This is a genomic window from Paractinoplanes maris (assembly GCF_023544465.1).
In the GTDB taxonomy this organism is placed as follows: domain Bacteria; phylum Actinomycetota; class Actinomycetes; order Mycobacteriales; family Micromonosporaceae; genus Actinoplanes; species Actinoplanes maris.
In genome coordinates this window covers 242,755-267,118 of sequence record NZ_JALPVL010000002.1, presented here as the reverse complement: position 1 = coordinate 267,118, position 24,364 = coordinate 242,755, and the positions used below count along the sequence as shown (strand labels likewise).

26 protein-coding genes and 4 tRNA genes are annotated in these 24,364 nt (G+C 70.7%); 26 read left to right on the top strand and 4 right to left on the bottom strand.

Annotation, left to right across the window (positions count from 1 at the left end; all coding sequences use genetic code 11):
* Window positions 1–37 precede the first annotated feature (37 nt).
* The 6 genes from nuoK (at window position 38) to NAG42_RS06155 (ending at window position 7,629) form a co-directional block, all read left to right on the top strand.
* A complete protein-coding gene (gene nuoK / locus NAG42_RS06180; RefSeq protein WP_250028692.1) occupies window positions 38–409 on the top strand; it encodes an NADH-quinone oxidoreductase subunit NuoK in 372 nt (123 codons plus the stop codon).
* A complete protein-coding gene (locus tag NAG42_RS06175) occupies window positions 406–2,295 on the top strand; it encodes an NADH-quinone oxidoreductase subunit 5 family protein (RefSeq protein ID WP_250028691.1) in 1,890 nt (629 codons plus the stop codon). The genes nuoK and NAG42_RS06175 overlap by 4 nt, the downstream gene beginning before the upstream one ends.
* Window positions 2,292–3,791, top strand: a complete 1,500-nt coding sequence (locus NAG42_RS06170) for a complex I subunit 4 family protein (RefSeq protein WP_250028689.1) — start codon at window positions 2,292–2,294, stop codon at window positions 3,789–3,791. The genes NAG42_RS06175 and NAG42_RS06170 overlap by 4 nt, the downstream gene beginning before the upstream one ends.
* A complete protein-coding gene (locus tag NAG42_RS06165) occupies window positions 3,788–5,251 on the top strand; it encodes an NADH-quinone oxidoreductase subunit N (protein WP_250028688.1) in 1,464 nt (487 codons plus the stop codon). Before NAG42_RS06170 ends, NAG42_RS06165 begins: the two co-directional genes overlap by 4 nt.
* 106 nt (window positions 5,252–5,357) lie before the next feature.
* The gene (htpX, locus tag NAG42_RS06160; RefSeq protein ID WP_250028686.1) at window positions 5,358–6,230 is read left to right on the top strand and encodes a zinc metalloprotease HtpX; all 873 of its coding nucleotides are present in this window, start codon (window positions 5,358–5,360) and stop codon (window positions 6,228–6,230) included.
* Window positions 6,231–6,378: 148 nt separating this feature from the next.
* Window positions 6,379–7,629: an MFS transporter gene (locus NAG42_RS06155; protein WP_250028684.1), complete on the top strand. Its 1,251-nt coding sequence runs from the start codon at window positions 6,379–6,381 to the stop codon at window positions 7,627–7,629.
* Here the strand turns inward: NAG42_RS06155 and NAG42_RS06150 are convergent, their stop codons facing one another.
* The gene (locus tag NAG42_RS06150; protein ID WP_250028683.1) at window positions 7,630–8,277 is read right to left on the bottom strand and encodes a class I SAM-dependent methyltransferase; all 648 of its coding nucleotides are present in this window, start codon (window positions 8,275–8,277) and stop codon (window positions 7,630–7,632) included.
* A 77-nt stretch (window positions 8,278–8,354) separates the two neighbouring features.
* Here NAG42_RS06150 and NAG42_RS06145 point away from each other — a divergent pair, with 77 nt between their 5' ends.
* Window positions 8,355–8,810: a DUF1707 SHOCT-like domain-containing protein gene (locus tag NAG42_RS06145; RefSeq protein ID WP_250028682.1), complete on the top strand. Its 456-nt coding sequence runs from the start codon at window positions 8,355–8,357 to the stop codon at window positions 8,808–8,810.
* On the opposite strand, the gene NAG42_RS06140 is transcribed toward NAG42_RS06145, so the two are convergent.
* Complete coding sequence (locus NAG42_RS06140) at window positions 8,807–10,954, bottom strand: acyltransferase family protein (protein WP_250028680.1); 2,148 nt, start codon at window positions 10,952–10,954, stop codon at window positions 8,807–8,809. The genes NAG42_RS06145 and NAG42_RS06140 overlap by 4 nt on opposite strands.
* A 33-nt stretch (window positions 10,955–10,987) precedes the next feature.
* On the opposite strand from NAG42_RS06140, the gene NAG42_RS06135 reads away from it, so the two are divergent.
* The 3 genes from NAG42_RS06135 to NAG42_RS06125 are packed head-to-tail and all read left to right on the top strand — an operon-like array spanning window position 10,988 to window position 13,533.
* The gene (locus NAG42_RS06135; protein ID WP_250028679.1) at window positions 10,988–11,986 is read left to right on the top strand and encodes an LLM class flavin-dependent oxidoreductase; all 999 of its coding nucleotides are present in this window, start codon (window positions 10,988–10,990) and stop codon (window positions 11,984–11,986) included.
* A 39-nt stretch (window positions 11,987–12,025) separates the two neighbouring features.
* Window positions 12,026–12,871, top strand: coding sequence for a GNAT family N-acetyltransferase (locus NAG42_RS06130; protein ID WP_250028678.1), 846 nt, complete (start codon window positions 12,026–12,028; stop codon window positions 12,869–12,871).
* On the top strand, window positions 12,868–13,533 hold the full coding sequence (locus tag NAG42_RS06125; protein ID WP_250028677.1) for an MOSC domain-containing protein: 666 nt from the start codon (window positions 12,868–12,870) through the stop codon (window positions 13,531–13,533). Before NAG42_RS06130 ends, NAG42_RS06125 begins: the two co-directional genes overlap by 4 nt.
* A 52-nt stretch (window positions 13,534–13,585) precedes the next feature.
* Here the strand turns inward: NAG42_RS06125 and NAG42_RS06120 are convergent.
* Window positions 13,586–13,666, bottom strand: a tRNA-Tyr gene (locus NAG42_RS06120).
* 149 nt (window positions 13,667–13,815) lie between these two features.
* Between NAG42_RS06120 and NAG42_RS06115 the strand changes: the two genes are divergently transcribed.
* Together NAG42_RS06115 and NAG42_RS06110 are read left to right on the top strand one after the other, a co-directional pair.
* Window positions 13,816–14,310 (top strand): YajQ family cyclic di-GMP-binding protein, encoded by a 495-nt coding sequence (locus NAG42_RS06115; protein ID WP_250028675.1) that lies wholly within the window; start codon window positions 13,816–13,818, stop codon window positions 14,308–14,310.
* A gap of 30 nt (window positions 14,311–14,340) precedes the next feature.
* Window positions 14,341–14,643, top strand: coding sequence for a hypothetical protein (locus tag NAG42_RS06110; protein WP_250028674.1), 303 nt, complete (start codon window positions 14,341–14,343; stop codon window positions 14,641–14,643).
* Window positions 14,644–14,830: 187 nt separating this feature from the next.
* Here NAG42_RS06110 and NAG42_RS06105 read toward each other — a convergent pair whose 3' ends face one another.
* Window positions 14,831–15,142 (bottom strand): hypothetical protein, encoded by a 312-nt coding sequence (locus NAG42_RS06105; protein WP_250028673.1) that lies wholly within the window; start codon window positions 15,140–15,142, stop codon window positions 14,831–14,833.
* A 260-nt stretch (window positions 15,143–15,402) separates the two neighbouring features.
* Between NAG42_RS06105 and NAG42_RS06100 the strand changes: the two genes are divergently transcribed.
* The 14 genes from NAG42_RS06100 to rplJ all read left to right on the top strand — a co-directional run bounded on the left by NAG42_RS06100 (window position 15,403) and on the right by rplJ (window position 24,317).
* A complete protein-coding gene (locus NAG42_RS06100) occupies window positions 15,403–15,543 on the top strand; it encodes a hypothetical protein (protein ID WP_250028671.1) in 141 nt (46 codons plus the stop codon).
* A 59-nt stretch (window positions 15,544–15,602) separates the two neighbouring features.
* Window positions 15,603–18,134, top strand: a complete 2,532-nt coding sequence (locus NAG42_RS06095) for a putative bifunctional diguanylate cyclase/phosphodiesterase (protein ID WP_250028670.1) — start codon at window positions 15,603–15,605, stop codon at window positions 18,132–18,134.
* A 106-nt stretch (window positions 18,135–18,240) separates the two neighbouring features.
* Window positions 18,241–18,313, top strand: a tRNA-Thr gene (locus NAG42_RS06090).
* Between the two features lie 47 nt (window positions 18,314–18,360).
* Window positions 18,361–18,433, top strand: a tRNA-Met gene (locus NAG42_RS06085).
* Window positions 18,434–18,534: 101 nt separating this feature from the next.
* Window positions 18,535–18,702 (top strand): 50S ribosomal protein L33, encoded by a 168-nt coding sequence (gene rpmG, locus NAG42_RS06080; protein ID WP_250028669.1) that lies wholly within the window; start codon window positions 18,535–18,537, stop codon window positions 18,700–18,702.
* Between the two features lie 84 nt (window positions 18,703–18,786).
* Window positions 18,787–19,233, top strand: coding sequence for a MaoC family dehydratase N-terminal domain-containing protein (locus tag NAG42_RS06075; RefSeq protein WP_250028668.1), 447 nt, complete (start codon window positions 18,787–18,789; stop codon window positions 19,231–19,233).
* Window position 19,234: 1 nt separating this feature from the next.
* Window positions 19,235–19,630: a MaoC/PaaZ C-terminal domain-containing protein gene (locus NAG42_RS06070; RefSeq protein WP_250028667.1), complete on the top strand. Its 396-nt coding sequence runs from the start codon at window positions 19,235–19,237 to the stop codon at window positions 19,628–19,630.
* A 119-nt stretch (window positions 19,631–19,749) separates the two neighbouring features.
* A tRNA-Trp gene (locus NAG42_RS06065) sits at window positions 19,750–19,822 on the top strand.
* A 107-nt stretch (window positions 19,823–19,929) separates the two neighbouring features.
* Window positions 19,930–20,292 carry a preprotein translocase subunit SecE gene (gene secE / locus NAG42_RS06060; protein WP_250028665.1) on the top strand — a complete coding sequence of 121 codons (363 nt, stop codon included), beginning with the start codon at window positions 19,930–19,932 and terminating at the stop codon, window positions 20,290–20,292.
* Window positions 20,293–20,331: 39 nt separating this feature from the next.
* Complete coding sequence (gene nusG / locus NAG42_RS06055) at window positions 20,332–21,129, top strand: transcription termination/antitermination protein NusG (RefSeq protein ID WP_250028664.1); 798 nt, start codon at window positions 20,332–20,334, stop codon at window positions 21,127–21,129.
* A 64-nt stretch (window positions 21,130–21,193) separates the two neighbouring features.
* Complete coding sequence (gene rplA / locus NAG42_RS06050; RefSeq protein WP_250028663.1) at window positions 21,194–21,904, top strand: 50S ribosomal protein L1; 711 nt, start codon at window positions 21,194–21,196, stop codon at window positions 21,902–21,904.
* Window positions 21,905–21,973: 69 nt separating this feature from the next.
* The gene (locus NAG42_RS06045) at window positions 21,974–22,789 is read left to right on the top strand and encodes an ATP-binding cassette domain-containing protein (protein WP_250028661.1); all 816 of its coding nucleotides are present in this window, start codon (window positions 21,974–21,976) and stop codon (window positions 22,787–22,789) included.
* 29 nt (window positions 22,790–22,818) lie between these two features.
* Entirely contained in the window at window positions 22,819–23,499 is a 681-nt protein-coding gene (locus NAG42_RS06040; protein ID WP_250028659.1) for a hypothetical protein, read from the top strand.
* 272 nt (window positions 23,500–23,771) lie between these two features.
* Window positions 23,772–24,317 (top strand): 50S ribosomal protein L10, encoded by a 546-nt coding sequence (rplJ, locus tag NAG42_RS06035; protein ID WP_250028657.1) that lies wholly within the window; start codon window positions 23,772–23,774, stop codon window positions 24,315–24,317.
* Window positions 24,318–24,364: the final 47 nt, after the last annotated feature.

The following is a 24,364-nucleotide window of genomic DNA, read 5'->3' as shown; positions in this document are numbered from 1 at the left end:
ACCAGCCCGGCCCCGACCCCGACGGCGAGGCGACCTGATGCACGCGGTCATCCCGTACGTCATCGCCGGTCTGCTCTTCGCCCTCGGCGTCTACGGAGTCCTGCGCAGGCGGAACGCCATCCTCGTCCTGATGGCGGTGGAGCTCATGCTCAACGCGGTCAACCTGATCCTGGTCGCCGCCGACGCCACCATCAAATCCGCGCTCGGCGGCGTGCAACCCGAGGCCTGGGCCTACCCCGTCCCCGAGCCCCGAGCCGGCGCGATCTTCGCCCTCTTCGTCATCGTCCTGGCCGCCGCCGAGGTCGGCGTGGGCCTGGCGATCGTCCTGCAGTACTACCGTCTCCGCCGGGCGGTGGTGCTCGACGAGGTGGCCCTGCACGAGCACGACCACGAGCGGGTGACCGGGTGAACGCCGCCGTCCTGATTCCGGTCGTACCGCTTCTCCTGGGTCTGGCCGGCCTGCTGCTCCCACCCGGCGACGGTGCACAGAGGCGCCGGCCGGCGGCCACGCTCGGTATCGCCGGAGCCGCCGTCTCACTGCTCGTGACGCTCGGCCTCCTACTCTTCGCGACCAAGCCGATCGAGCTCTCGACACACTGGGTGAGCCTCGGTGACATCGACCTGACGCTCGGCATCTCCGTCGGCCACGCCGCCCTGTATGTGGCGCTGGCCGTCGCCACGGTTGCGCTCTTCGTGCAGATCTATTCGGTCGCCTATCTGCACGACGACCCGCGCTATGCCCCGTACGCCGCTCAGATCAGCCTCTTCACGGGCGCGATGCTCCTGGTGGTGACCAGTGGCGACCTGATCGGCGTGGTGGTCGGCTGGGAGATCATGGGCGCCTGCTCCTACCTGCTGATCGGGCACGACCGCCGTCTCCCCGAGGCCCCGGCCGCCGCCGTGAAGGCCTTCCTGGTCACCCGGGTGGGCGACATCGGGTTCCTGCTCGGCGTGGCCATCCTGATCGCCGACGCCGGCAGCAGCCGCATCGCCGACGTCCTGGCCCAGCCGCCCAGCACCCCCGCGCTGCTGTTCATCCTGGCCGGGGTGGCCGGCAAGAGCGCCCAGTTCCCGCTGCACACGTGGCTGCCCGATGCGATGGCCGGCCCCACCCCGATCTCGGCGCTGATCCACGCCGCCACCATGGTCGCGGCCGGTGTCTACGTCGTCTTCCGGCTCTACCCGCTCTTCGACCAGTCCCCGGCCGCACTGGCCGTGCTCGGCGTGATGGCCGCGATCACCATCCTGCTCGGCGCGCTCAGCGCGATGGCCCAGGACGATCTCAAGCGGGTCCTGGCCTGGTCGACGGTCAGCCAGATCGGCTACATGACCGGCGCGCTGGCCGTCGGCTCGCCCGCCGCCGCCCTGTTCCACCTGCTCACCCACGCCGCGTTCAAGGCCCTGCTCTTCCTCGCGGCCGGTGCGGTGATCCACGCGGTCGGCACCAACTACCTCTCCCGCATGGGCGCTCTCCGCGAGCACATGCCGATCACCTTCTGGTCGTTCGCCGCCGGTCTGGGTGCGCTCGCGGGTGTGCCGCCACTGGCCGGGTTCTGGTCGAAGGAGAACGTGCTGACCGCCGCCGCCCACGCGACCGAGGGCGGCGAGACCGCGCCCGTCTGGGTGGCCTGGCTGGTCTGGCTGGCCGGGCTGCTCGCCGTCGGCATCACGGCCTGGTATGCCACCCGGCTGCTGCTTCTGGCGTTCTTCGGCGTCTCGCGCGCGCACGGCCCCGACGGTCCCGACTGGGAGATCGGTTTCGACGACGCCCGCTACACCCAGCCCGCCGCTCCGCATGATCCGCCGGCCGCGATGCGCTGGCCGATCCTGCTCCTGGCCATCCCGTCGGTGCTGCTCGGCCTGGCCGCCTGGGCGCCCGGGTTCCGGACGGCTCTCGAGCTGGACGAGCCGCATCTCGGCGTGGCCATCGTCCTGCCCCTGATCCTGCTGGCCGCCGGTGCGACCGCCGCCTGGTGGCTGTGGCGTGCGGTCCCCGGAGCCGATCCGGCGCTGGCCCTCGGTCGCGCCCGCCCGCTGTTCGCCGCCGGTTTCCGTCTCGACGACATTCAGGACCGAGCCCTCGTACGACCGGTGAAGGCACTGGCCCGGGCCATCACCACAGTCGACGAGCGGGTCGTCGACGCCGCCGTCGAGGGCACCGGCACCACCACGTCGCGGGTGGGCGCGGCACTCGCGTACGCCCACCGCCTCCCGCTGCCCGCGGCCGCCGCCGCCGTCCTGGCCGGCGCGCTGCTGCTGGGCACCGTGGCCGTCCTGTTCGGAGCCTCAGCATGACCGTGGCCCTGCTCGCCGTCCTCCTGTTGCCCGCCCTGGGCGCCGGAGTGATCGCGCTCTTCCCGTCCCGGCTCGACCACGCCGCCCGCCTCACCGGCACGATCTTCGCCGCGGCCGCCCTCGTCCCCATCGTCGCGCTGCCCTTCGCCCACGACGACGCCTGGGCGGCCTACTCGGCCAACCCCCTCGCCGTACGCCCGTGGGCCGAGCTCGACGTCTCCTGGGTGCCCGCCCTGCGCCTCGACTTCCACCTGGGCGTCGACGGCGTCTCCTACCCGCTCGTCGCGCTCACCGGCCTGCTCACGGTGCTCTGCTGCGCGTACACGGTCTGGAAGGTCCCGGCCGGCGGCTCCGGCCGCACCCTGGTCGCCCTGCTGCTGGTCCTCGAAGCCGGCATCCTCGGCACCTTCCTGGCCCTCGACCTGATCCTGTTCTTCCTGTTCTTCGAGGTCGTGCTGCTGCCGATGTACGCGGTGATCGCCGGCTGGGGTGGCGCCGAGCGCCGCCGGGCGGCCCGCAAGTTCGTGCTCTACACGCTTTTCGGCTCGGTGTTGCTGCTGCTCGGCGTCATCACCGTCACCGTCGCGGCGGGCACCGGCGACCTCGCCGAGCTGGCCGGTGGCGCCGGTCTCCCGCGGTCGACGCAGTACGCGGCCTTCGCCCTGTTCGCCATCGCATTCGCCGTGAAGGCTCCGCTCTGGCCGTTGCACACCTGGCTGCCCGACGCGCACACCCAGGCCCCCACGGTGGGCTCGGTGATCCTGGCCGGCGTGCTGCTCAAGATGGGCACCTACGGCCTGATCCGGGTCGGGGTCGGCGTCGCGCCGCTGGGTGCCGCGTGGGCCGCACCGCTGCTCGGCGTCCTGGCCGTCGCCGCGATCCTGGCCGGCGCGCTGATCTGCCTGCGCCAGACCGAGCTCAAGCGCCTGATCGCCTATTCGAGCGTCGGCCACATGGGTTTCGTGCTGCTCGGCATCGCCACGCTCAGCGCGACCGGCCTGCAGGCGGCGCTGCTCGGCAACGTCGCCCACGGCCTGATCACCGGCCTGCTGTTCTTCCTGGCCGGCGCGATCAAGGACCGGGCGCACACCGGTGAGCTGGCCGAGCTGGGCGGTCTGCGCGAGACCGCACCCCGGCTGGCCGGCCTGCTGGGCTTCGCCGCCATCGCCTCGCTCGGCCTGCCCGGCCTGGCCGGCTTCTGGGGTGAGGCGTTCGCGGTGGTCGCGGCCGTGCAACGCGGCGGCGGCCTGTGGCTGACGCTGGCCGTGCTGGCCGCGATCGGCGGCGCGCTGACCGCGGCGTATTTCCTGCGCCTGCTCCGCACGGTGACGCACGGCCCCGCTCGTGATCTCGGCTCGCCCGCTCCCATCGCCGGCCCCGAGTGGCTGGCCTGGTCGCCGCTCGTGGCCCTCACGCTGGCCGTGGGCGTCGCGCCGGCCCTGGTGCTGGCCGCGACCAGCGCCCCCGTACGAGCTCTGACGGAGGCACTCCGGTGAGGGCTCAGGCCGTCGACCACCTCTCGCTGCTGCCCCTCTACGCCGCGGCCGGCACCGCCGTCCTGGTCCTGCTGGCCGACCTGCTGGTCGCCCGGCGCGCGGTGACCATCGGTGCCCTGGCCGTCGGCGGCCTGGCCACCGTGGCCGGCGCGATCGTCACCGGCTCCCGGGCGGGCACGTTCTGCGACCCGAACGGCGGTGCCTGCTCCTGGGTGCCGAGCCCGCTGGCCGCCACCGCCGCGGTCGTCTTCGCCGCGCTGACCGTGGGCGTGCTGGCCCTCTCGGTGCCGTCGCTGCGCCTGGGCACGGCTCCGGTCGGCGAGTTCTGCTTCCTGCTGGCCGCCTCGATGACCGGCGGCGTCGTGGTCGCCTACGCCGGCGACCTGATCACGCTGATCGTCGGCCTGGAGACGCTGACCCTGCCGCTCTACCTGCTGGTCGGCCTGCGCCGGTTCGCCCCGGGCGAGCGGGTCACCACCTCGGCCGCCTCCGCCTCGGTCACCTTCTTCCTGATCAGCGTCATCTCCACGGCCATCGCCCTGCTGGGTGCGGCCCTCAACTACGCCGCCACCGGCGCCCTGCACTTCGACCGCCTGATCGAGGGCGCGGGCGTCACCGCTCCGGTGGCCACCGTGGGGGTGGCCCTGCTGGTGATCGGCCTGGCCTTCAAGGTGGCCGCCGTCCCGTTGCACGCCTGGGCCCCACCGACCTACGAGGGCTCCCCGCTCCCGGTGGCGGCCTACCTCTCCACGGCCTCCAAGCTGGGTGGCGTGCTGGCCCTGGCCGCCGTCGTGACCCGCCTGGACGCCGCCACCCTGACCGCCTTCCTGGCCGTCGTGACCATGACCGTCGGCAACCTGGTGGCCCTGCGCCAGACCCGCATGGTCCGCCTGCTGGCCTGGTCGTCGATCGCCCAGGCGGGCTACATCCTGGCCCCGCTGGCCCTGGGCGCGGACGGCCTGGAGGCAGCCGCCGCCTACGCCGTCTTCTTCGTGGTGCTGGAGTTCATCGCCTTCGGCGTCATCGCGGCCCTGCGCCCACCCGGCGCCGACGGCGGCGACATCGCGTCCTACCGCGGCGCCGCCCGCCGTTCCCCCTGGCTGGGCGCGGCCCTGGTGCTGGCCCTGGCCGGCCTGGCCGGTCTGCCTCCGGGCCTGGCCGGGCTCTTCGCCAAGGTCACCATCGTCGACGCCCTGATCGACGGCGGCCAGACCTGGCTGGCCGTGGTCGTGGCCCTCAACGCCGTGATCGCCCTGGCCTACTACGTCCGGGTCGCCGCCCTGCTCTACGCCGGCCCGCCCCGGGTGGGCATCGCGGTGGCCGACCCCACTCTGCTGGAGGCGGCCCTGCACCCCCGCCTCCCGGTGACCCGCCCGACAGCCGCCGCTTTGATCACCGCCGCGGCCGCCGCAGTGGTCCTGGGCTTCGCTCCGCAGCTCCTCTTCGACGCCCTGTCCTGAGACCGGCGAGCACAGCGAACTCACAGCGCGGACCGGATGAAACCGCAGGCCGGAAGCGTTCCTTAGAAGCGTGACCCCACCGGGTCGCAGAGCTAAGGAGTTCCTGTTGCACAGCCATCACAACGGCCTCAAGACGGCCGCTCTGCTGGGTCTGCTGACCGCCGTCATTCTCGGCGCCGGTTACTGGCTCGGTGGCAGTGGCGGTCTCGTGTTCGCGGTCCTCATCTCGCTGGCGATGAACGCCGGCACCTACTTCTTCTCGGACAAGCTGGCCCTGCGGGCGATGCGCGCGCGGCCGGTCAGCGAGGCCGAGGCCCCCTGGCTCCACCAGACGGTGCGGGAGCTGGCGACCAGCGCCGGGCAGCCGATGCCCCGGCTCTACGTCTCGCCGACCATGCAGCCCAACGCGTTCGCCACCGGGCGCAACCCGGAGCATGCCGCCGTCGCCGTGACGACCGGCATCACCCAGCTGCTCGACCAGCGCGAGCTGCGCGCCGTGATCGGGCACGAGCTGTCGCACGTCTACAACCGCGACATCCTGATCTCGAGCGTGGCCGGCGCCCTGGCCGGCATCATCACGAGCCTAGCCCACCTGGCGATCTTCCTGCCGCTGGGTGGTTCGGACGACGAGGACAGCCCCAACCCGGCCGCCCTGCTGCTGATGCTGATCCTCGGCCCGCTGGCCGCGACCATCATCCAGCTGGCGATCAGCCGCAACCGCGAGTTCCAGGCGGACGCGGACGGCGCGACGCTGACCGGTGACCCGCTGGCCCTGGCCAGTGCGCTGGAGAAGATCCAGTACGGCGCGCAGCGGATGCCGCTGCCGGCCGACAACCAGCTGACCAGTGCGGCCCACCTGATGATCGCCAACCCGTTCCGGGCCGGCGGCGTCACGAAGCTGTTCTCCACCCACCCGCCGATGGAGGAGCGCGTCGCCCGCTTGCGCCAGCAGGCCGGCGCCGTCCACTTCGCCCGCTGACCGAACCTTTTCCGAGGGCCGTCCCCGTTCCCGGGGGGCGGCCCTCCTGTGTTTCCGGACACCACCACTCGTATTGCGGATGTGTTGCGCAGGTCTGCGACGTTAAGGTCCGAAGGCCGATCGGGTCGTTACGAGGAGGATGAGCACAGTGACCGCGTTGCGTCAGTACCTGGGCGTTTGGCATCTGCCGGGCGGGCGGGTTTTGCTCAGCGTCGGGATCCTGGCCCGCCTCGGTATCGGCATGACACCGCTCGCTCTTCTGCTCCTCGTCGAGCAGGCCACCGGCAGTTACGCCGTGGGCGGGCTGGCCGGCGGCATCTATGCCCTCGCGGGTGCGGCGATCAGCCCGATCGCCGGCCGCCTGGCCGACCGCATCGGGCCCGCGCCGATCCTGACCACCACCGCCGTGTTGCACCCGCTCGCGCTGACCGCTCTCGTGCTGACCGGTCAGCGACAGTGGATCTTTATTGCGGCGGCGATCGCCGGGGCCACCTATCCGCCGCTGACCGCGGCGATCCGGCGCGCCTGGACCGACATGACCGAGCCCGGCAGCGGGCAGCACCACCTGCGGGGCGCGGCCATCGCGGCCGAGACGTCGCTGTTCGAACTGGTCTTCGTGCTCGGCCCGATCCTGGTGGCCGGCTTCGTGGTCCTCACCAGCCCGGCGGTGGCCCTGCTGGGCTCGGCCGTGGCCACGTTCGCGGGGACACTGTGGATCTCGCGGCTGCCGGTCATGCGGCGCCACCGGCGCCACGAGCGGGAGGCGGCGGCCCGCGGCCTGGGCCCGCTGAAGGTGTCCGGCTTCCCGGCGCTGCTGATCTGCGTGATCGCGCTCGGCATCGCGTTCGGTGCGGCCGGCGTCATCGTCCCGGCCTACGCGAACCAGCACGGCGGCGGTGATGGTCTGGGTGGCCTGCTCCTGGGCATCTGGGGCGTCGGCAGCGCGATCAGCGGCATCTGGTTCGGCACCCGGCGGCCCGCGATGGCGTTGCCGCGGCAGTTCGCCTGGCTGCTGGGCGCCGTCTCGCTGAGCTTCCTGGTGCTCGCCTTCATGCCGAGCCCGCTCTGGCTGGGCGTGGCCCTGGTGCTGGGCGGCGCGACGATCGCCCCGGCGCTGACCGTCGAGACCAACCTGGTCGGTCGCCTGGCGCCGGCCGCGATGCTGAACGAGGCGTACACCTGGATCGTGACCGTCTCGGTGGCCGGCAGCGCCGCCGGCGGTGCGGTGGCGGGCGCGATCGTCGACCAGCCGGGCGGGCTGGGGTGGGCGTTCGCCTTCGCGGCGGCCGTGCTGATGGTGGCCGCGCTCGTGGCCGCCGTGCCGCACGGCTCGATCGCCCGGGCCGACCAGCGCGCCACCGACCGCCTGCGCGAGGCCCTGGCCGCCGAGCCGGTCTGATCAGACCGGCTTGACCAGGGTCAGCGACTGGAAGTGCAGGCCGGCCCGGTTGTCGTAGACGTGGAAGTCGAGCACCTCGAAGATCGGCTCGACGAATCGCAGCACCTGCCGGTCCGATCGGAACGAGAAGAATCGGGCCGGCACGTGCACGTCCTCGGGCGCGACGCCTTCCTCGTCCTCGCCGCCGTAGACGCCGAGATAGAACAAGCCGCCCGGGGCCATGACGGTCCGGATCGCCACCAGCGCGGCACTGAGATCCCCGTTGGGGACGTGCAGCAACGTGTTGAGTGAGTAGACCGCGTCGAACGACGACCGGGCAAAACCGAGATCGAGCACATCGCGTACGGAAGCCTCGACTCCCTTGGCGCGGGCCCGCTCGACCATCGCGGGGGAGAGGTCGACCGCGGTCACCGCGAGCCCCTCCTGCTGGAAGAACAGGCTGTCCTGCCCGGTGCCGCAGCCGATGTCGAGCAGCGTACGGGCGCCGGCCGCCCGCAACCGGTCGAGGAACGCGTCGCGCTCGTCGAGCTTCCAGTGATCCTTGGCGTGGCTGTCGCGGTCGGCCGCGGCCGCTTCGTCGTAGGCCGCCCGATGCCGGGCCACCACTTCGCCGTACCCGTGCTGCCCGGTCTCGAGACGCAGTCTCATGGTTTTCCCCCCTGCCGATCCGTGCTGCCGCTCGGATAGCCTGACCCGACCGACGGGGGTGCGTAAAGGAGCGTCCGATGGCGAAAGATGTTCGAGCCGACATCGAGACGATGCGCGCCGCCGACGCGGATCGGCAAAAGGTGGCCGACCAGCTGAAAACGGCGCTCGACGAGGGCCGGCTGACGCTGCACGAGTACGACGAGCGGGTCGGCCTGGCCTATTCGTCGAAGACCTATCAGGAGCTGCTGATGCTCCTGACCGACCTGCCCCGGCCCGGTCTGAGCGCCGGCGAGGTGCGCGCCCGCCACGAGGCCGACCAGCGCCGCCAGGCCCGCCGGCTGCCCACCGCGATGCTCGTGCTGTGGACCATCTGGGCCGCCCTGGCGGTGGTCAACCTGGTCGTCTACGCCCTCGTCGTGGTCGGCACCGACAGCGGCATCTACCCGTGGCCGGTGTGGATGCTCGTGCCCGGCGCCGCCCTGGCCGCCGTCACGGTCGGCGTCCAGGTCATCCGCCACCAGCAGCGGCGCTAGCGCTTGGTGCCCGATCGGGGAAAGAGAGCCCGCTCGACCACCGGGGCGATCGCCTGGGCGTAGGCGACGGTCAGGTGGCTGTTGTCCTTGTAGACCAGCGTGTTGCCGATGATGATCGGGCACTTGCCGCCGCCGCAGAGCCACGGCGTCGGGTCGATCACCCGCAGACCCGACGCCCGGGCCGCGTCCGCGATCAGATCGCGCCGGCCCCGCTCGCTGATCGCCCGGACGACCGGCCGGTCACACTTCGCCAGCCGCCGCGCGTTCACCGCCGCGCACTCCGGCGCGTCGCCCTTGGGTAGCGGGGTGTCCTGCAGCAGCACCATCGGGATGCCGGACATCCGGTGCCAGGTCTGCTGCCAGGCCCGCACCCACAGGGGGTCGTCCTGGGCCCCCGCCCGGGCCACGATCTGGCCGTCGGCGCCGATCAGGCCGCCGTTGTCGAGGTCGTTGGAGGCCATCACGACCAGGTCGGGCCGGTCCCGCACGACCCGTCGCACCACCTGGTCCCGCCAGGCCACGCATTCGGTGTACGGCCGTTTGAGCACCTCGTTGTAGACCAGCACCTGCGGCATCTGGCAGGCCGCCTTGGTCAGCGCGACCAGTCGCCAGCCGTGGTCGCGGGCGGCGGCGTCGACCGCCGGGAACCAGTGCGCGGCATGTGAGTCGCCGATCAGATACATGGTCCGGGTGCCGTCGGGGTCGCCGTAGACGCAGGCCCGCTCCGGCCGTGCCTGCGTGTAGTTGAGGTGGCACTGGTCGCGGTAGATCCGCGGGCTCGGTCGCGTGCCGGACAGCTCCGGGGTGAGGTTGGCCGGGAGCTTCCGGCCGCCCAGCGAGCCGGTGATCAGCTGGGTGAGCCGGGCCTGCGGGTCGGCCGCGGCGGCGATCTCGGCCCGTACGTCGGGGGCCGCCGGCCCGGTCGGCAGGGCCGGCGTGAACTGCCCGGCGATCAGGGCGAGCACGGCGGCCGAGATCGACAGGACCAGACCGAGAGCCACCCCGCGACGGGCCCGCCGGCGCAGCCACGCCCGGGTCCGCACCGGGTTCTCGACCAGGTGATAGGTGATCCAGGCCAGGCCGAGCGCGGCGGCCGCGAAGGCCAGGTTGGCCTTGACGCCCGGCTCACGTCCGAGAGCCAGGGGCCAGATCATCAGCACCGGCCAGTGCCACAGGTACCAGCCGTAGGAGAGCTTGCCGACGAACCGGAACGGCCCGGTGCCGATCAGCCGGCCCGCGCCCCAGCCGCCGGCCGAGGTGCCGCCGGCGATCACCGCGGCGGTGCCGAGCACGGGCAGCAGGGCGGCGTAGCCGGGGAACGGCGTCGACTTGTCGAAGGTCACCGCCGCGACCAGTACGGCCAGCAGCCCGCCCCAGGTCAGCAGGGCGGCCGGACCTCGGGGCGTACGGCGGAGATGGCCCCCGGCCACCGCCACCAGCGCACCGATGCCCAGCTCCCACGCGCGCGTGTGCGATCCGAAGTAGGCCCACGGTGCCGCGGCCGCGGTCTGCTGCACGCTGACCGCCAGCGACACCACGACCAGGACGCTCAACGCGACCAGCACCCGGCGGCGTGACCAGAAGGCGAGCAGCAGCAGCGGCCAGACCAGATAGAACTGCTCCTCGACGGCCAGCGACCACAGATGCTGCAACGGTGAGGGCGCCGCGGTCGCGTTGAGATAGTCGGTGCCCTCGTAGGCGAGCCGCCAGTTGATCCCGTAGAACGTGCTGAACAGCGCGTCCGACGCGATCGAGGCGAACCGGGTCGCGGGCAGCCAGAACCAGGCCGCCACCACGGTCGTGACCAGCACCACGGTCGACACCGGCAGCAGCCGGATCGCGCGCCGGGCATAGAACCCGCGCAGCGAGATCGTGTCCGTCCGGTCGAGTTCTTTGATCAGCAGCGTCGTGATCAGGAAGCCGGAGATCACGAAGAAGACGTCCACCCCGACGTAACCGCCGGCGAGCCGGTTGATCCCGGCGTGGCTGAGCACCACCAGAACCACCGCGATGGCCCGCAGCCCCTCGATGTCGGGCCGGAACCCGAGGTGCGGTGCCCCGGCCGGACGCGGGGCGGTGTCGCCTCCGGAAGCCGGCGCCGGCCGCCGCTGACCGACGATGGAGGTGTGGACTGAGTAGCTCATGATCTCCAACTGGGCGCGAGCTAGGGTCGGGATGTGACGCCGCCCGACCGTGTCCCCCTGTCCGTTCTCGACCTGGCCACGGTCCGCGAGGGGCACTCCAGTGCCGACGCGCTGCGCGGCACGATCGACATCGCACGCACCGCCGACGAGCTCGGTTACCGCAGGTTCTGGGTGGCCGAGCACCACAACATGCCGGCGGTCGCCTCGACCGCGCCGCCCGTTTTGATCGCATCGGTGGCGGCACAAACTGCAACGATTCGGGTGGGATCGGGTGGCGTGATGCTGCCCAACCACATGCCTTTCGTGGTCGCCGAGCAGTTCGCCCTGCTCGAGGCGCTGCACCCGGGGCGGATCGATCTCGGCATCGGCCGGGCGCCCGGCACCGACCAGGCGACCGCGGCCGCGCTGCGCGGGGTCTCGCCCTATCTGACCGTCGAGCAGTTCCCCGACCACCTGCGCACGGTGCTGGCGCTGCTCGGCGACGACCGGGTCGACCTCGGCCCGGCCGCCCGGCTCCGGCCCACGCCGGTGCCGGAGACCTACCCCGAGGTCTGGATGCTCGGTTCCTCGACGTACGGGGCTCAGGTCGCCGCCGCCCTCGGGCTCCCGTTCTGTTCCGCGTATCACTTCGCCACCGGCACCGACGTGGCCGCCGCCCTGCAGCTCTACCGGGCCGGTTTCCAGCCGTCGCCGCGCTATCCGGCACCCCACGCGATGGTCAGCGTCTCGGTGCTGGCGGCCGGGACGACCGAGGAGGCCGACTATCTCGCCGGCCCCAGCCGGGTCATGCTCCAGAGCCTGCGTACGGGTCGTCTGGGCCCGATCGTCTCTCCCGAGCGCGCGGCCGAGCTGGGGGTGGACGAGACGTTCGGTGGCACCCAGTTCATCGGCACCGCCGACGAGGTGGTGGCCGACCTCGACGCCCTGGTCGAGCGCACCGGCGTGCAGGAGCTGCTGCTGGCCGGCACGGTCCACGACCCGGCGACACGACAGGACACCCTCACCCGCATAGCCAAGGCCTGGGGCCTTTAAGGGGTCGCGCGTGACACGCAGCGACGACATGATCGCGCTATGGCCTGGCACCTGACCGATGACGTCGAGACCTTCCATGCCACCGCCGGGGAGTTCCTGCAGGCGCGGCCGATCGAGCACACCACCCTGCTCACGCTGGTCGACACGCTGCGGCGGCGGGGGCCGCACGCGTACGGCCCGCTCGATCCGGTCTTCGGCTGGTGGAGCACGCCGGCCGGTCGGGTCGCCGGGGTGCTGCTGCAGACCCCGCCGCATCCGATGATGTTCAGTGAGCTGCCGCCCCGGGCGGTGCCGGCCGCGATCGAGGCGCTGTCCGGCCGGCACCTGTCCGGCGTCAATCTCACCGCCGATGCCGTCGACGGCTTCTCGGCCGGCTGGCGCGCCCGGGCCGGCGTCCGGGCCCACGTCGTCCGCCGCACGCGTCTGCACCGCCTCGCCACGCTGACCCCGCCGCCGGCACCGCCGCCCGGCCGCGCCCGCTACGCCGGGCCCGCCGACGGCGCCCTGCTCCTCGGCTGGTTGCTCGCCTTTCACGACGAGATCGGCGAGCGCCGCCCCGACGACACCCCAGCCAAGATCAACGACTTTCTCGAGTACGGCGGCGTCGTGCTCTGGGAGGACGCCGGAAGTCCGATGTCGATGGCGATCCGATCCCGCCCGGCCGCCGGGACGGTCCGGATCCAGATCGTCTACACCCCACCGGTGCAGCGCGGCCGCGGCTACGCCGGAGCGGCCACCGTCGCGGCCACCCAGGCCGCGCTCGACACCGGCGCGCACGACGTCGTGCTCAACACCGACCTGGCCAACCCGACCAGCAACGCGTTGTATCAACGGCTGGGCTACCGCCCGGTCGAGGACCGAGTGATCGTGGAGTTCACGGCATGACAGACGGCAAGGTGCTCTCGGTGAACGTCGGCGCGGCCCGGCCCAACCCGGCCAAGCGCTTCGGCGGCCTCACCGGCATCGACAAGCTCCCGGTCGACCACGCGGTCGACGTGCGCGCGCCCGGGCCCAAGACCACCGGCCTGCACAGCGGGGTGATCGGCGACCCGATCGGCGACGTCAAGCACCACGGCGGCGACGACCAGGCCGTCTACGCGTATTCGCGGGAGGACTACGACTGGTGGGAGGCCTCGCTCGGCCGGACCTTGGCCAACGGCTGGTTCGGCGAGAACCTGACCACCACCGGCCTCGACCTCAACGCCACCCGGATCGGCGAGGTCTGGCGGATCGGCGACGTGCTCGAGCTGCAGCCCACCTTCGGCCGCATCCCGTGCGCCACGTTCCAGGCCAAGATGGGCGAGAAGAAGTGGCTGAAGCGCTTCGCCGAGGTCGCCCGCACCGGCACCTATCTACGGGTGATCACTCCGGGCCCGCTGCGCGTGGGTGACCCGATCGAGGTCGTCCACCGCCCGGCCCGCAGCATCGGCGTGTCCGAGGCGTTCGACATCTACATGCACCGCTCGGACGAGCTGGCCCGCGTGCTCGACGCCGAGGCCCTGCCGCTGGACCTGCGCGAGGAGATCGAGAAGCGCGTGGCTCGATAGACGAAACGGCCCCGTCCGCGTCTCCGCGGCCGGGGCCGTTTCTCTCTGCCTGTGGCGGGTGAAGGATTCGAACCTTCGAAGCTTTCGCGACGGATTTACAGTCCGCTCCCATTGGCCGCTCGGGCAACCCGCCTGGGCACACTTCCACGGTCGCCCGTGGCAGCGGAGAACAGCTTAGCTGTACGACGGGCCGGATCCGCAACCGGGTACGGTCGGCATGTCGGACGCCGTTCACCGGCCTCCGCCCCCATCGACGCAAGCCATCCTCCAGGAGTTCCGATCATGGCAGCCAGCCCGTCCTTCGACATCGTGAGCAAGGTCGACCAGCAGGAGGTGGACAACGCTTTCCACCAGGCGGAAAAGGAGCTCGGCACCCGCTTCGACTTCCGGGGCACCGGCACCACGGTGGCCAAGTCGGGCGACTCCGGGGTCACCATCACCTCCGAGACCGAGGAGCGGGCCACTGCCGCGCTCGACGTCTTCAAGGAGAAGCTGGTCAAGCGGAACATCTCGCTGAAGGCTCTGGAGGCCGGCGAGCCCCGCCAGTCCGGCAAGACCTACAAGATCGACTGCAAGGTCATCGAGGGCATCGAGACCGACAAGGCCAAGGCGATCAGCAAGAAGATCCGCGACGAGGGCCCCAAGGGTGTGCAGGCCCAGATCCAGGGCGACCAGCTGCGCGTCACCGGCAAGAAGCGTGACGACCTGCAGGCCGTGATCGCCCTGCTCAAGGCCGAGGACTTCGGCGTCGCCCTCCAGTTCACCAATTACCGCTGATCGAGGCCGCCGACGGCTCAGACTGGGGCCATGAGCACCAGTGACTGGACCATGCTGGCCGGCGGTGTGGCCGGGGCCGGGCTGGCGGTGTTCGGCCTGGCCGTCCTCGTGACCGGGCGAGCGCCGGAGCCGACGGCGCGGGCCTTCCGCTCAGTCCGGGACGCGGGTTTCTACCACTTCTTCTTCGGCACGGCTCTCGGCCTGGTGGTGATCGGCACCGGCATCACCAACGGTGCCGTCACCACCACCATCACCGTGCTGGCGGTCGTCATGGCGGGGGTGGCGCTCGTCCGCTTCCGCCCGCGCGGCCGGCAGAGACCGGTGAGCCGCTGACCCGCCGCCGCCTCCACAGCGGTCCCACGCCGCGGCCCCGTTGCAGCGAAGCGGCCCATCCCAGCGGCCCCGTTGCGGCGCAGCGGCCCCGTTATAGCGCAGCCGCCCATCGCAGCGGCCCATCCCAGCGGCCCCGTTGCAGCGCAGCGGCCCCGTTTTAGCGCAGCCGCCCATTGCAGCGGCCCCGTTACAGCGCCTCGGCCCAGCGAGTGTGGGCCTCCCAGGCCGCCTGCTTGGTGTTGCCCAGCGCCGTGCCGATCTGGCTCCACGAGGCGCCCGCGTCCCGGGCCACCCGCACCATCGACTGGCGCCCGTAGCCGGCCTTGCGGATCACGACCTCGCTCAGGGCCAGCATCTCCAGCGTTTCCTCGCGGGTCAGCGGCATTCCGCGGCCGCCCGCGACGGCGGCCAGGGCGTCGCGCATCCTCAGCTCGTCATAACGCGTTGTAGCGGTCGACAGCGTGTGCTGTCGCTCAAGGTCGTCGGGAGAGGCGGTCACGGCGGGCAAGCATGGCGTCAGGGCCGCTTGACGTCAAGACCACCTGACGCGAAGCAAGCGAATTGTTCTCGCTTCTCCTGATATTTCGGGCGTAAAGTCGTCTATTTTGCGGGCGACGGTAGGGGAACTGACTCAACCGTTCGGTCAGGATTTCCTCATGCGCGGTTTCGACCCGGCGTCGGACGCTGCCAGTCGCACACCGCGTGTGGCACCATCATGGAACCCCCCACCGCAGCGCGTAACAACAGCAGGAGCCAAACATGTTCGGAAGGAAGCTGGGCCGTTTCGCCGGCTTGGTTTTCGCGCTGGTCGTCGCGTTCGGTGGCATCGCCGGACTCGCCGCTCATCCGTCGGAATCCGGTGCTGTCCAGAACACCACCAGCGTCATCGACTGGGACTGACGGTCCCACTGCGCAGTCGCGGGGCGTCGGTGGATCATTCCGATTGACGAGGGAGCGCGATGGGTGGGCAACCGCGGGCAGCGCGGCGTTCCGCGCAGTATGCCTGGTTGATCACCAACCCGCTGGCTCTCTTCGCGCTCATCTGCGCCATCGTCTTCTGGATCAACGACCCGAAGTGGTATGGCTCATGGCTCGGCGGCCTGGTCGCGCTGACCGGCATCATCGGCGCGTACATCGGCGTGTTCAACGTCGTGATCCGGCGCAGCACCTTCAGCGTCTACATCACTGAGGTCCCGTTCCTCCTCGCGCTCTATTACCTCTCGCCGGTTCTCGTCGTCCTGGTGATGACGCTGGCGGTCATGGCGGTGCAGCTGAGCCGCCGGGCCGCGATGCCGATCAAACTGTGGTTCAACGTCGCGAAATCGGCCGCCGGGGCCGCGGCCGCCGCGCTGGTGATCGTGGCGCTGCCCGACATTCGCGGCGCGGGCCCGGGCACCTGGGCGATCCTGTTCGCCGCGGTCGCCACCAGCGTGCTGGTCGAGGTGCTCAGCATGGCCGCCGTGATGGCCGTCGTGCAGGGTGGCAAGGCCGGTCAGGAGGTTATCCGCGGCTCTCTGCCGGTCTGGCTGATGGCCGGGGTCAACACCGTGATCGGCCTGATCTTCCTGGTCGCGCTGGCCGCCACCCGGTGGTCGGCGCTTCTGCTGGCCGGCCTGGTCATCGCGCTGATCCTCATGCTCCGCTCGTACGCCGAGTTCTTCCGGCAGCATCGCACGCTGGCCGACGTCTACGAGCTCACCAAGGCCGTGCGGGACGAGGGCACCAACTCCGGCCTGCCCGACGTCATGCTGGGCCGGGTGCAGGCGCTGATGCGCTCCGAGTACGCGACTTTGTGGCTCTCGCCCCAGGGCCGGCACCCCGAGGTGCTGCTGACCGCCCGGGTCGAGAACAAAGGACTGCTCGACCTCTCCCCGACCCCGGCCGCGGTGCGCGAGAGTGCGATTTCGGGCGGGCAGACGGTGGCGGTCGGCTCCCACTTCCCCGAGTCCGAGTCGCTCCGCGAGTCGCTCCGTGACACCAAGATCAAGGATGTCATCGTCGTGCCGCTGCGCTCGGGCCACACCCCGATCGGCACGCTCGAGGTGGTCAACCGGCTGGGTGACTCCCGCACCTTCCGGCCGGCCGACGTGCAGGTGCTCGACACGATCGCCGCGCACGTCGCCGTCGCGGTCGAGAACGCCCGCCTGGTCGACCGGCTGCGCTACGACGCCTACCACGACCGCCTGACCGGCCTGCCCAACCGGCGGCGGATCACCGACGCCCTGGCCGAGTCGGTCAAGGTGCGGGCCGAGGACGAGGTCGTCGCGGTGCTGCTGTTCGACGTCGACGGCCAGCGCGACGTCAACGAGTCGATGGGCCACGCGGCCGGCGACAAGCTGCTGGCCGAGGTGGCCGAGCGGCTCCGGGCCATCGCCGGCCCGGGTGCCCTGGTCGGCCGCATCGGCGGCGACGAGTTCGTGGTCACGCTGCGGGCCGAGAGCACCGACGCCACCGTCCAGCTGGCCACTGAGATGCGCGAGCAGCTACGCGGTCCGATGACGGTCGGCACGCTCACCCTCGACGTCGACACCGCCGTCGGCGTGTCGGTCTATCCCGACCACGGCGGCGACCCCGAGACGCTCATGCAGCGGGCCGAGCTCGCGGGCAACGCGGCCAAGGTCCTTCCGTACGGTGTGCAGCTCTTCCACCCCGCGCTCGAGTCCCGCGCCGTCCGCCGCCTGGGCATCGCCGCCGACCTGCGCACCGCCCTCGACAACGGCGCCCTCGACGTCTACTTCCAGCCCAAGGTCACGCTGACCGACCGCCACCTGGTCGGCGTCGAGTGCCTGGCCCGCTGGCAGCACCCGGCCCAGGGCGAGGTCCTCCCCGAGGACTTCATCGCCGTCGCCGAGCACACCGGCCAGCTGTCCCGCCTGACCGAGGTGGTGCTCACCGAGGGCCTGCGCCGCTGCCGTGAGTGGGCCGACCGGGACCGCCCGCTCTCGATCGCGGTAAACCTGTCGGTGCGCACCCTGCTCGACTCCCGCTTCCCCGACCAGGTCGCCACGCTGCTCGAGCGTTACGGCGTGTCCGCGGCCCAGGTCACCTTCGAGATCTCCGAGCCCGGAATGCTGGGCGACATCGAGCGCGTGCTGCCGACGCTCTACCGCCTGCGCGACCTCGGGGTCCGGCTCAGCGTCGACGACTTCGGCACCGGCGCGTCCTCCCTGTCGTATCTGCGTCAATGGCCGGTGCACGAGGTCAAGATCGATGACAGCTTTGTGCAGGGCATGGCGACCGACACCGGTGACCTGGCGATCGTCCGCGCGGTGATCAGCCTGGCCCGTGAGTTCGGTCTCACCGTGGTCGCCGAGGGGGTCGAGAGCGAGCTGACTCTCGAGCTGCTGGAAGAGATGGGCTGCGAGATCGGCCAGGGCTACCTGTTCAGCCGCCCGCTGCCCTACGAGCGCCTGGAGGCCTGGTTCAACGCGCAGACCGAGCCGGCCACGACTCCGGCGGGCGAGGTCCGACGCCTCCGCGCGGTCATCTGAAACGCCGTCTGACCTGCGATCTCACCGCTTTCGGGGAGTCGATTTCACCTGCCGTGGGTGGCCGTGTAAGCTTTCCCCTGCGCAGCAAGCGAGAGCATGCGCGCAAGCCCCCTTAGCTCAGTCGGCAGAGCGTCTCCATGGTAAGGAGAAGGTCTACGGTTCGATTCCGTAAGGGGGCTCTACCGGGTTCGTTCCCGCCTCAGGCGCTGGACTTGAGCCTGGCTCTGGCGGTGTAGCTCAGATGGCAGAGCAAGCGGCTCATAATCGCTGTGTCGCCGGTTCAAGTCCGGCCACCGCTACTTGTAAGGGATCCCTCGGGGTCCCACTTTGCATGTCGGCGCTTCCAGGGCGTAATCTGGAGCGTCGTTAAGAAGTCCCGTTAGCAGGAAGGCAACCCGTCGTGGCCAAGGCGACCGACGTCCGTCCGAAGATCACCCTGGCTTGTACGGAGTGCAAGGAGCGGAACTACATCACGCGGAAGAACCGTCGTAACGACCCCGACCGCATCGAGCTGAAGAAGTTCTGCCCGCGCGACGGCCGTCACACGATCCACCGCGAGACCCGCTGACGATCTCCCCAAGCTTTTCCTCTGCGCCGTCCGGTCACGACCGGGCGGCGCAGAGTCGTCTCCGGACCCAGTAGGTTGGTCGGCATGCCCCTCGACCAGTCCTTTGTCGGCCGCAGCTGGCCGGCCACCGAGCCCTACCTGGTCGGCCGCGAAAAGATCCGCGAGTTCGCCCGCGCGATCGGCGCCGCCGACGTCGAATATCACGATCCCGAAGCGGCCCGGGCTCTCGGCTACGCCGACGTGGTGGCCCCGCCGACCTTCCCCGTGGTGATCACGATGTCGGCCAGCCGGCAGATCGTCGAGGACCCGGCGCTCGGCCTCGACTACAGCCGCGTCGTGCACGGTGACCAGCGATTCGCCTACACCCGCCCGGTCGTGGCGGGTGACGCCCTGGTCTGCGTCAACTCGGTCGACGAGATCACCTCACGCGGCGGCCACGACTTCTTGACCACCCGCACCGAGGTCACCACCGCCGAGGGCGAGCCGGTCGTGACCGTCTGGTCCAAGCTCGTGCAGCGAGGGGAGCACTGACGTGAGCGACATCCTCGAGCCGCAGACCTTTCGGGTGACCCGGGCCGACCTGGTCCGCTACGCGGGCGCCTCAGGCGACTTCAACCAGATCCACTGGAGTGACCGCGTCGCCACGAGCGTGGGCCTGCCCGGCGTCATCGCGCACGGCATGTTCACCATGGCTCTGGTCGGCCGCGCCGTCACTGCCTGGGCCGGCGCCCCTGACGCGGTCGTGGAATTCAGCGTGCGGTTCTCCCGCCCCGTGCCGGTGCCCGACACCGACGAGGGCACTGAGGTGGTCGTCACCGGCACGGTCAAGGAGACCACGGCCGACGGACTGACCCGCCTCGTGCTGACCGCCACCTGCCAGGGCGAAAAGGTGCTCTCGCTGGCCCAGGCCACGGTTCGCAAGCGCTAGGGCGAGCCCGGGTTGGGCAGAGCCGGTGTGAACCCGTACACTGGTGCGCCGTGGGGCAATGACCCCTTCGCGACAGGCTGCCATCGGCAGGTTGACGCGGAGGTGACAAGGCCTCGCACAGGGGTGTAGCTCAATTGGCAGAGCAGCGGTCTCCAAAACCGCAGGCTGCAGGTTCAAGTCCTGTCACCCCTGCGCAATCCTCCTAGACGTGCCCGCTCGGTGCGCGGTCACCATCCCCGCGCACGGTTCGAGCGCCGACAGGGGACCCCATCACCACCGACGACGGAAGTAGGGGCGCCATGGCCGAGAGGAACCGACCCGGTGACGCCGGCGACCCGGCCGACGACGAGGTGTTCGACGATGAGGTCGTCGACGACGACGCGACCGACGACGACGCCGAGCCGGTCGGCCGAGGTGGCACCGCAGTGGCCGAGCGTTCGGCCCGGCCCAAGAAGGAGGTCCGCCGGACCGGCTTCTTCGGTCGCATCGGTGGCTTCTTCCGTGAGGTCGTCAGCGAGCTGCGTAAGGTCATCTGGCCGACCCGCAAGGAACTGCTGACCTACACGACGATCGTGATCATCTTCGTGGCGGTCGTGACCACGATCGTGGGATTCCTGGACCTCGGTCTGGGCAAGGCCATCCTCTGGGCGTTCGGCGGCTGACACCGTCTTCGAAAAAGACTGATCTGGAAGTGAGCAAGCGTGCCTGAGTACGACGACGAGACCGCGCAGGCGAGCGACGAGCAGTCGTCGGTGGCCACGGCGGAAACCGACGAGTCGGTCGAGGCCGCTGAGTCCGAGACGGCCGACGAGCCCGAGCTCGAGGCCGCTGCCGCCCCCGAGGACACCGCCGAGTCCGACGACGCGTCCGAGATCGCCCCCGCCGCCCCGGCGGAGGACGACGAGGACTTCGACCCGGTGCAGGAGCTGCGGCAGAAGCTGCGCTACGCCCCGGGCGACTGGTATGTGGTGCACTCCTACGCCGGCTACGAGAACAAGGTCAAGACCAACCTCGAGACCCGCATCACCAGCCTCGACATGGAGGATTTCATCTTCCAGGTCGAGGTGCCGACCCGCGAAGAGGTCGAGGTCAAGAACGGCAAGCGGCTCCAGGTCAACAACAAGGTCTTCCCCGGCTACATCCTGGTCCGGATGGATCTGTCGCCCGAGTCGTATTCGTGTGTCCGCAACACCCCGGGCGTGACCGGCTTCGTCGGCGCGACCGACCGGGTCGACCGTCCCGCTCCGCTCTCGCTCGACGAGGTGCTGAAGTGGCTCGCTCCCGCCGTCGAGCAGGAGGAGAAGAAGGCGAAGCCCGAGATCAAGGTGCTCGACTTCGAGGTCGGCGACTCGGTCACGGTCACCGACGGCGCGTTCGCCTCGCTTCCGGCCTCGATCAGTGAAATTAATGCCGACCAGCAGAAGTTGAAGGTTCTGGTCTCCATCTTCGGCCGTGAGACGCCGGTGGAGCTCAACTTCAACCAGGTCACCAAGATCTGACAAGCACGTCAGTGGGAGGGCCTCGGTAAAAGGGGCCCGCCATCTACCACAGGAGTTAGTGAACATGCAGCGCAGCAAGGGCTACCGCAAGGGCGCCGAGCAGATCGACCAGAACAAGCTCTACGAGCCGGCCGAGGCGATCAAGCTCGCCAAGGACGCCAGCCCCACCAAGTTCGACGCGACCGTCGAGGTCGCGATGCGCCTCGGTGTCGACCCGCGTAAGGCCGACCAGATGGTCCGCGGCACGGTCAACCTGCCGCACGGCACCGGCAAGACCGCCCGGGTGATCGTCTTCGCGCAGGGTGCCAAGGCCGAGGAGGCCGTCGCGGCCGGCGCCGACGAGGTCGGCACCGACGAGCTCGTCGCCCGCATCCAGGGTGGCTGGCTCGACTTCGACGCGGCGATCGCCACCCCCGACCAGATGGCCAAGATCGGTCGTATCGCCCGCATCCTCGGCCCGCGTGGTCTCATGCCCAACCCGAAGACCGGCACGGTGACCATGGACGTCACCAAGGCGATCAACGAGATCAAGGGCGGAAAGATCACCTTCCGCGTCGACAAGCACTCGAACCTGCACCTGATCATCGGCAAGGCCTCGTTCAGCGAGCAGCAGCTGGTGGACAACTACGCGGCGGTGCTCGACGAGGTGCTCCGGACCAAGCCGTCCGCGGCCAAGGGCAAGTACCTCCGCAAGGTCGTCGTCACCACCACCATGGGCCCCGGCGTGCCGATCGACCCCAACGTGGTCAAGGGCCTCACCGGCTCCGACGCCTGAGTATTTCGAGTTCGCTGAACGGCCCCCGGGGACATCCCCGGGGGCCGTTTCTGTGGGAGGCTTCCCGTCGTGCGTTTCGACGGGGTGTTCTTCCGCTACGGCCGCCGAGCCGCTTGGACCCTGCGCGAGGTGACCCGCGGCATCGAAGCCGGTCAGACGGTCGTCGTGCTGGGTCGCAACGGCGCCGGCAAGTCCACCCTGCTGCAATTGGCCGCCGGCGTCCTGCGGCCCTCCCGCGGCGCCGTACTCGACCGGCCGGCGATCGTCGGCTGGGTTCCCGAGCGCTTTCCCGCCGACCAGCCCTTCACGGCCGGTGACTATCTCCACCGCATGGCGTCGCTCCGGGGCCGGGACGCGTCCGAGGCCGACGCGTGGATCGAGCGGCTGCTGCTCACCGAGCACACCGGCACACGGCTGTCCGATCTCTCCAAGGGCACCGCGCAAAAGGTCGGCCTGGCCCAGGCCTTGATCGCCCGGCCCGGCCTGCTCATCCTCGACGAGCCCTGGGAGGGTCTGGATTCGATCGCCCGCACGCTGATCCCCGAGATCGTCGCCGAGGTGACCGCCGGCGGCGGCATGGTCCTGGTCAGCGACCATCGCGGCGAAGTGGGCGGGTTGGCCGACGCCATCTATTGGCAGGTGGCCGACGCGCTCGTGTCGGAGGCGTCGGCGCCCGTGCCCGCTCTGCCCGACGAGGTGATCATCGAGGTCAAGGTCCGGCGGGCCGAGTCACCCCGGGTGGTGGCCGGGCTCCAAGCCGAAGGGCATCAGATCTTGGAGGTACGGGACGTCGCCGCGGCACAACCGCATCAAGCCCGCCCCGGGCCTGGGCTGACTATCACCCCAGGTGCTTCCTCGGGCCGAGAGGCCGGCGGCAGCTCATGAGAGTGGCACAGCCCGAGCGCCTGCGGGGGATGACTTCTCTGGTTCGGATGCGACTGGCCGGGTTCCTGCGAGGTGGGCGGATTCTCGCGCCGGCCATCGCAGTGCTGGTGGTGCTCGGGATCATCTATGGCGGGGGACCGTCGCCGGCGGCCGTCGCGTACGGATACTCGGCCGCCGCGCTCTTCCCGGTGCTGGCCTGGCAGTCGAAGCTGCTGCTCGACACCGAGCCCGACACGCAGCGCCGGCTGGCCGGGGTCGCCGTGGGCGGCCGGCGCGAGGCCGTGGCCGGTCTGCTGGCCGCCGGCCTGCTCGCACTGCTGGTCTGTGCCTTGGCGATGGGCGCGCCCTGGCTCTTCAACGGCATCGACACCGGCCGGGCGGTGGTCAGCGGCACACTGCTGGGCGTGCTGGCCCATCTGCTGGCGGTCCCGCCCGCGGTGGCACTGGGCGCCCTGGCGAGCCGGGCCGTCACCGGTGGCGTCCGCAACGGCATCGCTGTCCTGGTCACCTCGGCCGTCCTGGTGGTCGTGCTCGGCCTGGAGGGCTCCATCGCTCCGTGGCTCGTCCCACCGGTCATGGCCACGGCCCGCGCCCTCAACGACGTCGGAACTCCGCCCGCCGCCACCCTGGCCCTCCTCGTCGTCTGGGCCGTCCTCTGGGGCGGCGTCGCTCTGGGTGCTTACGCCCGCCTGCGCCGCACGCGCACCTGATTTGGCGGTCGCCAGCAGGTCGCGTACAGTTGCGAATCGAAGTTCCACCCACAGACCGCTGGTTGCCGCAGTGGCCGTCGTGAGACGGTCGCCGCGGTCGAAGGCCCCGCAAGTTCGGGCGGCCCGCGCAGGGGAGGACGGTTCGTGATCGGGCCCCGCGACTGAGTCGCGCTGGATTACCTGCTCCGCCCCGTGCGCCCTGCGCCGGGGCGTTTCTCATTTGCTCCTCCTTCGAGTTCGACCAGTGGTTCGAGCACTGAGAGAGGAGGGACATGGCGGACAAGCCGGTCCGGGCCGACAAGGCCACTGCCGTCGCCGCGCTGACGGACGACTTCCGTAACTCGGCGGCCACCGTGCTGACCGAGTACCGCGGTCTCACGGTCAAGCAGCTCACCGACCTGCGCCGCTCGCTGGGCGGCGACACCAAGTACGCGGTGTCGAAGAACACCCTGGCGAAGCGCGCGGCGACCGAAGCTGGCATCGAGGGTCTCGACGCGCTGTTCACCGGTCCTACCGCGCTCGCCTTCGTCAGCGGCGACCCGGTCGAGGCGGCCAAGAGCCTGCGGGCTTTCGCCAAGGCCAACCCCGCCCTGCAGATCAAGGGCGGTGTGTTCGAGGGCAAGGCGATCTCGGCGGATGACGTCAACAAGATCGCTGACCTCGAGTCGCGTGAGGTTCTGCTGGCCAAGCTGGCCGGCGCCATGAAGGGCAACCTGACCAAGGCAGCCGGCCTCTTCCAGGCCCCGCTGTCGCAGGTGGCGCGCCTCGCGGCCGCTCTTCAGGAGAAGCGCGAGAAGGACGGTCCCGCGGAGGCCTGAGCCACCGCGCACCAGCAAGACTTTTTCATCAGAAGCTAGGAAAGGTT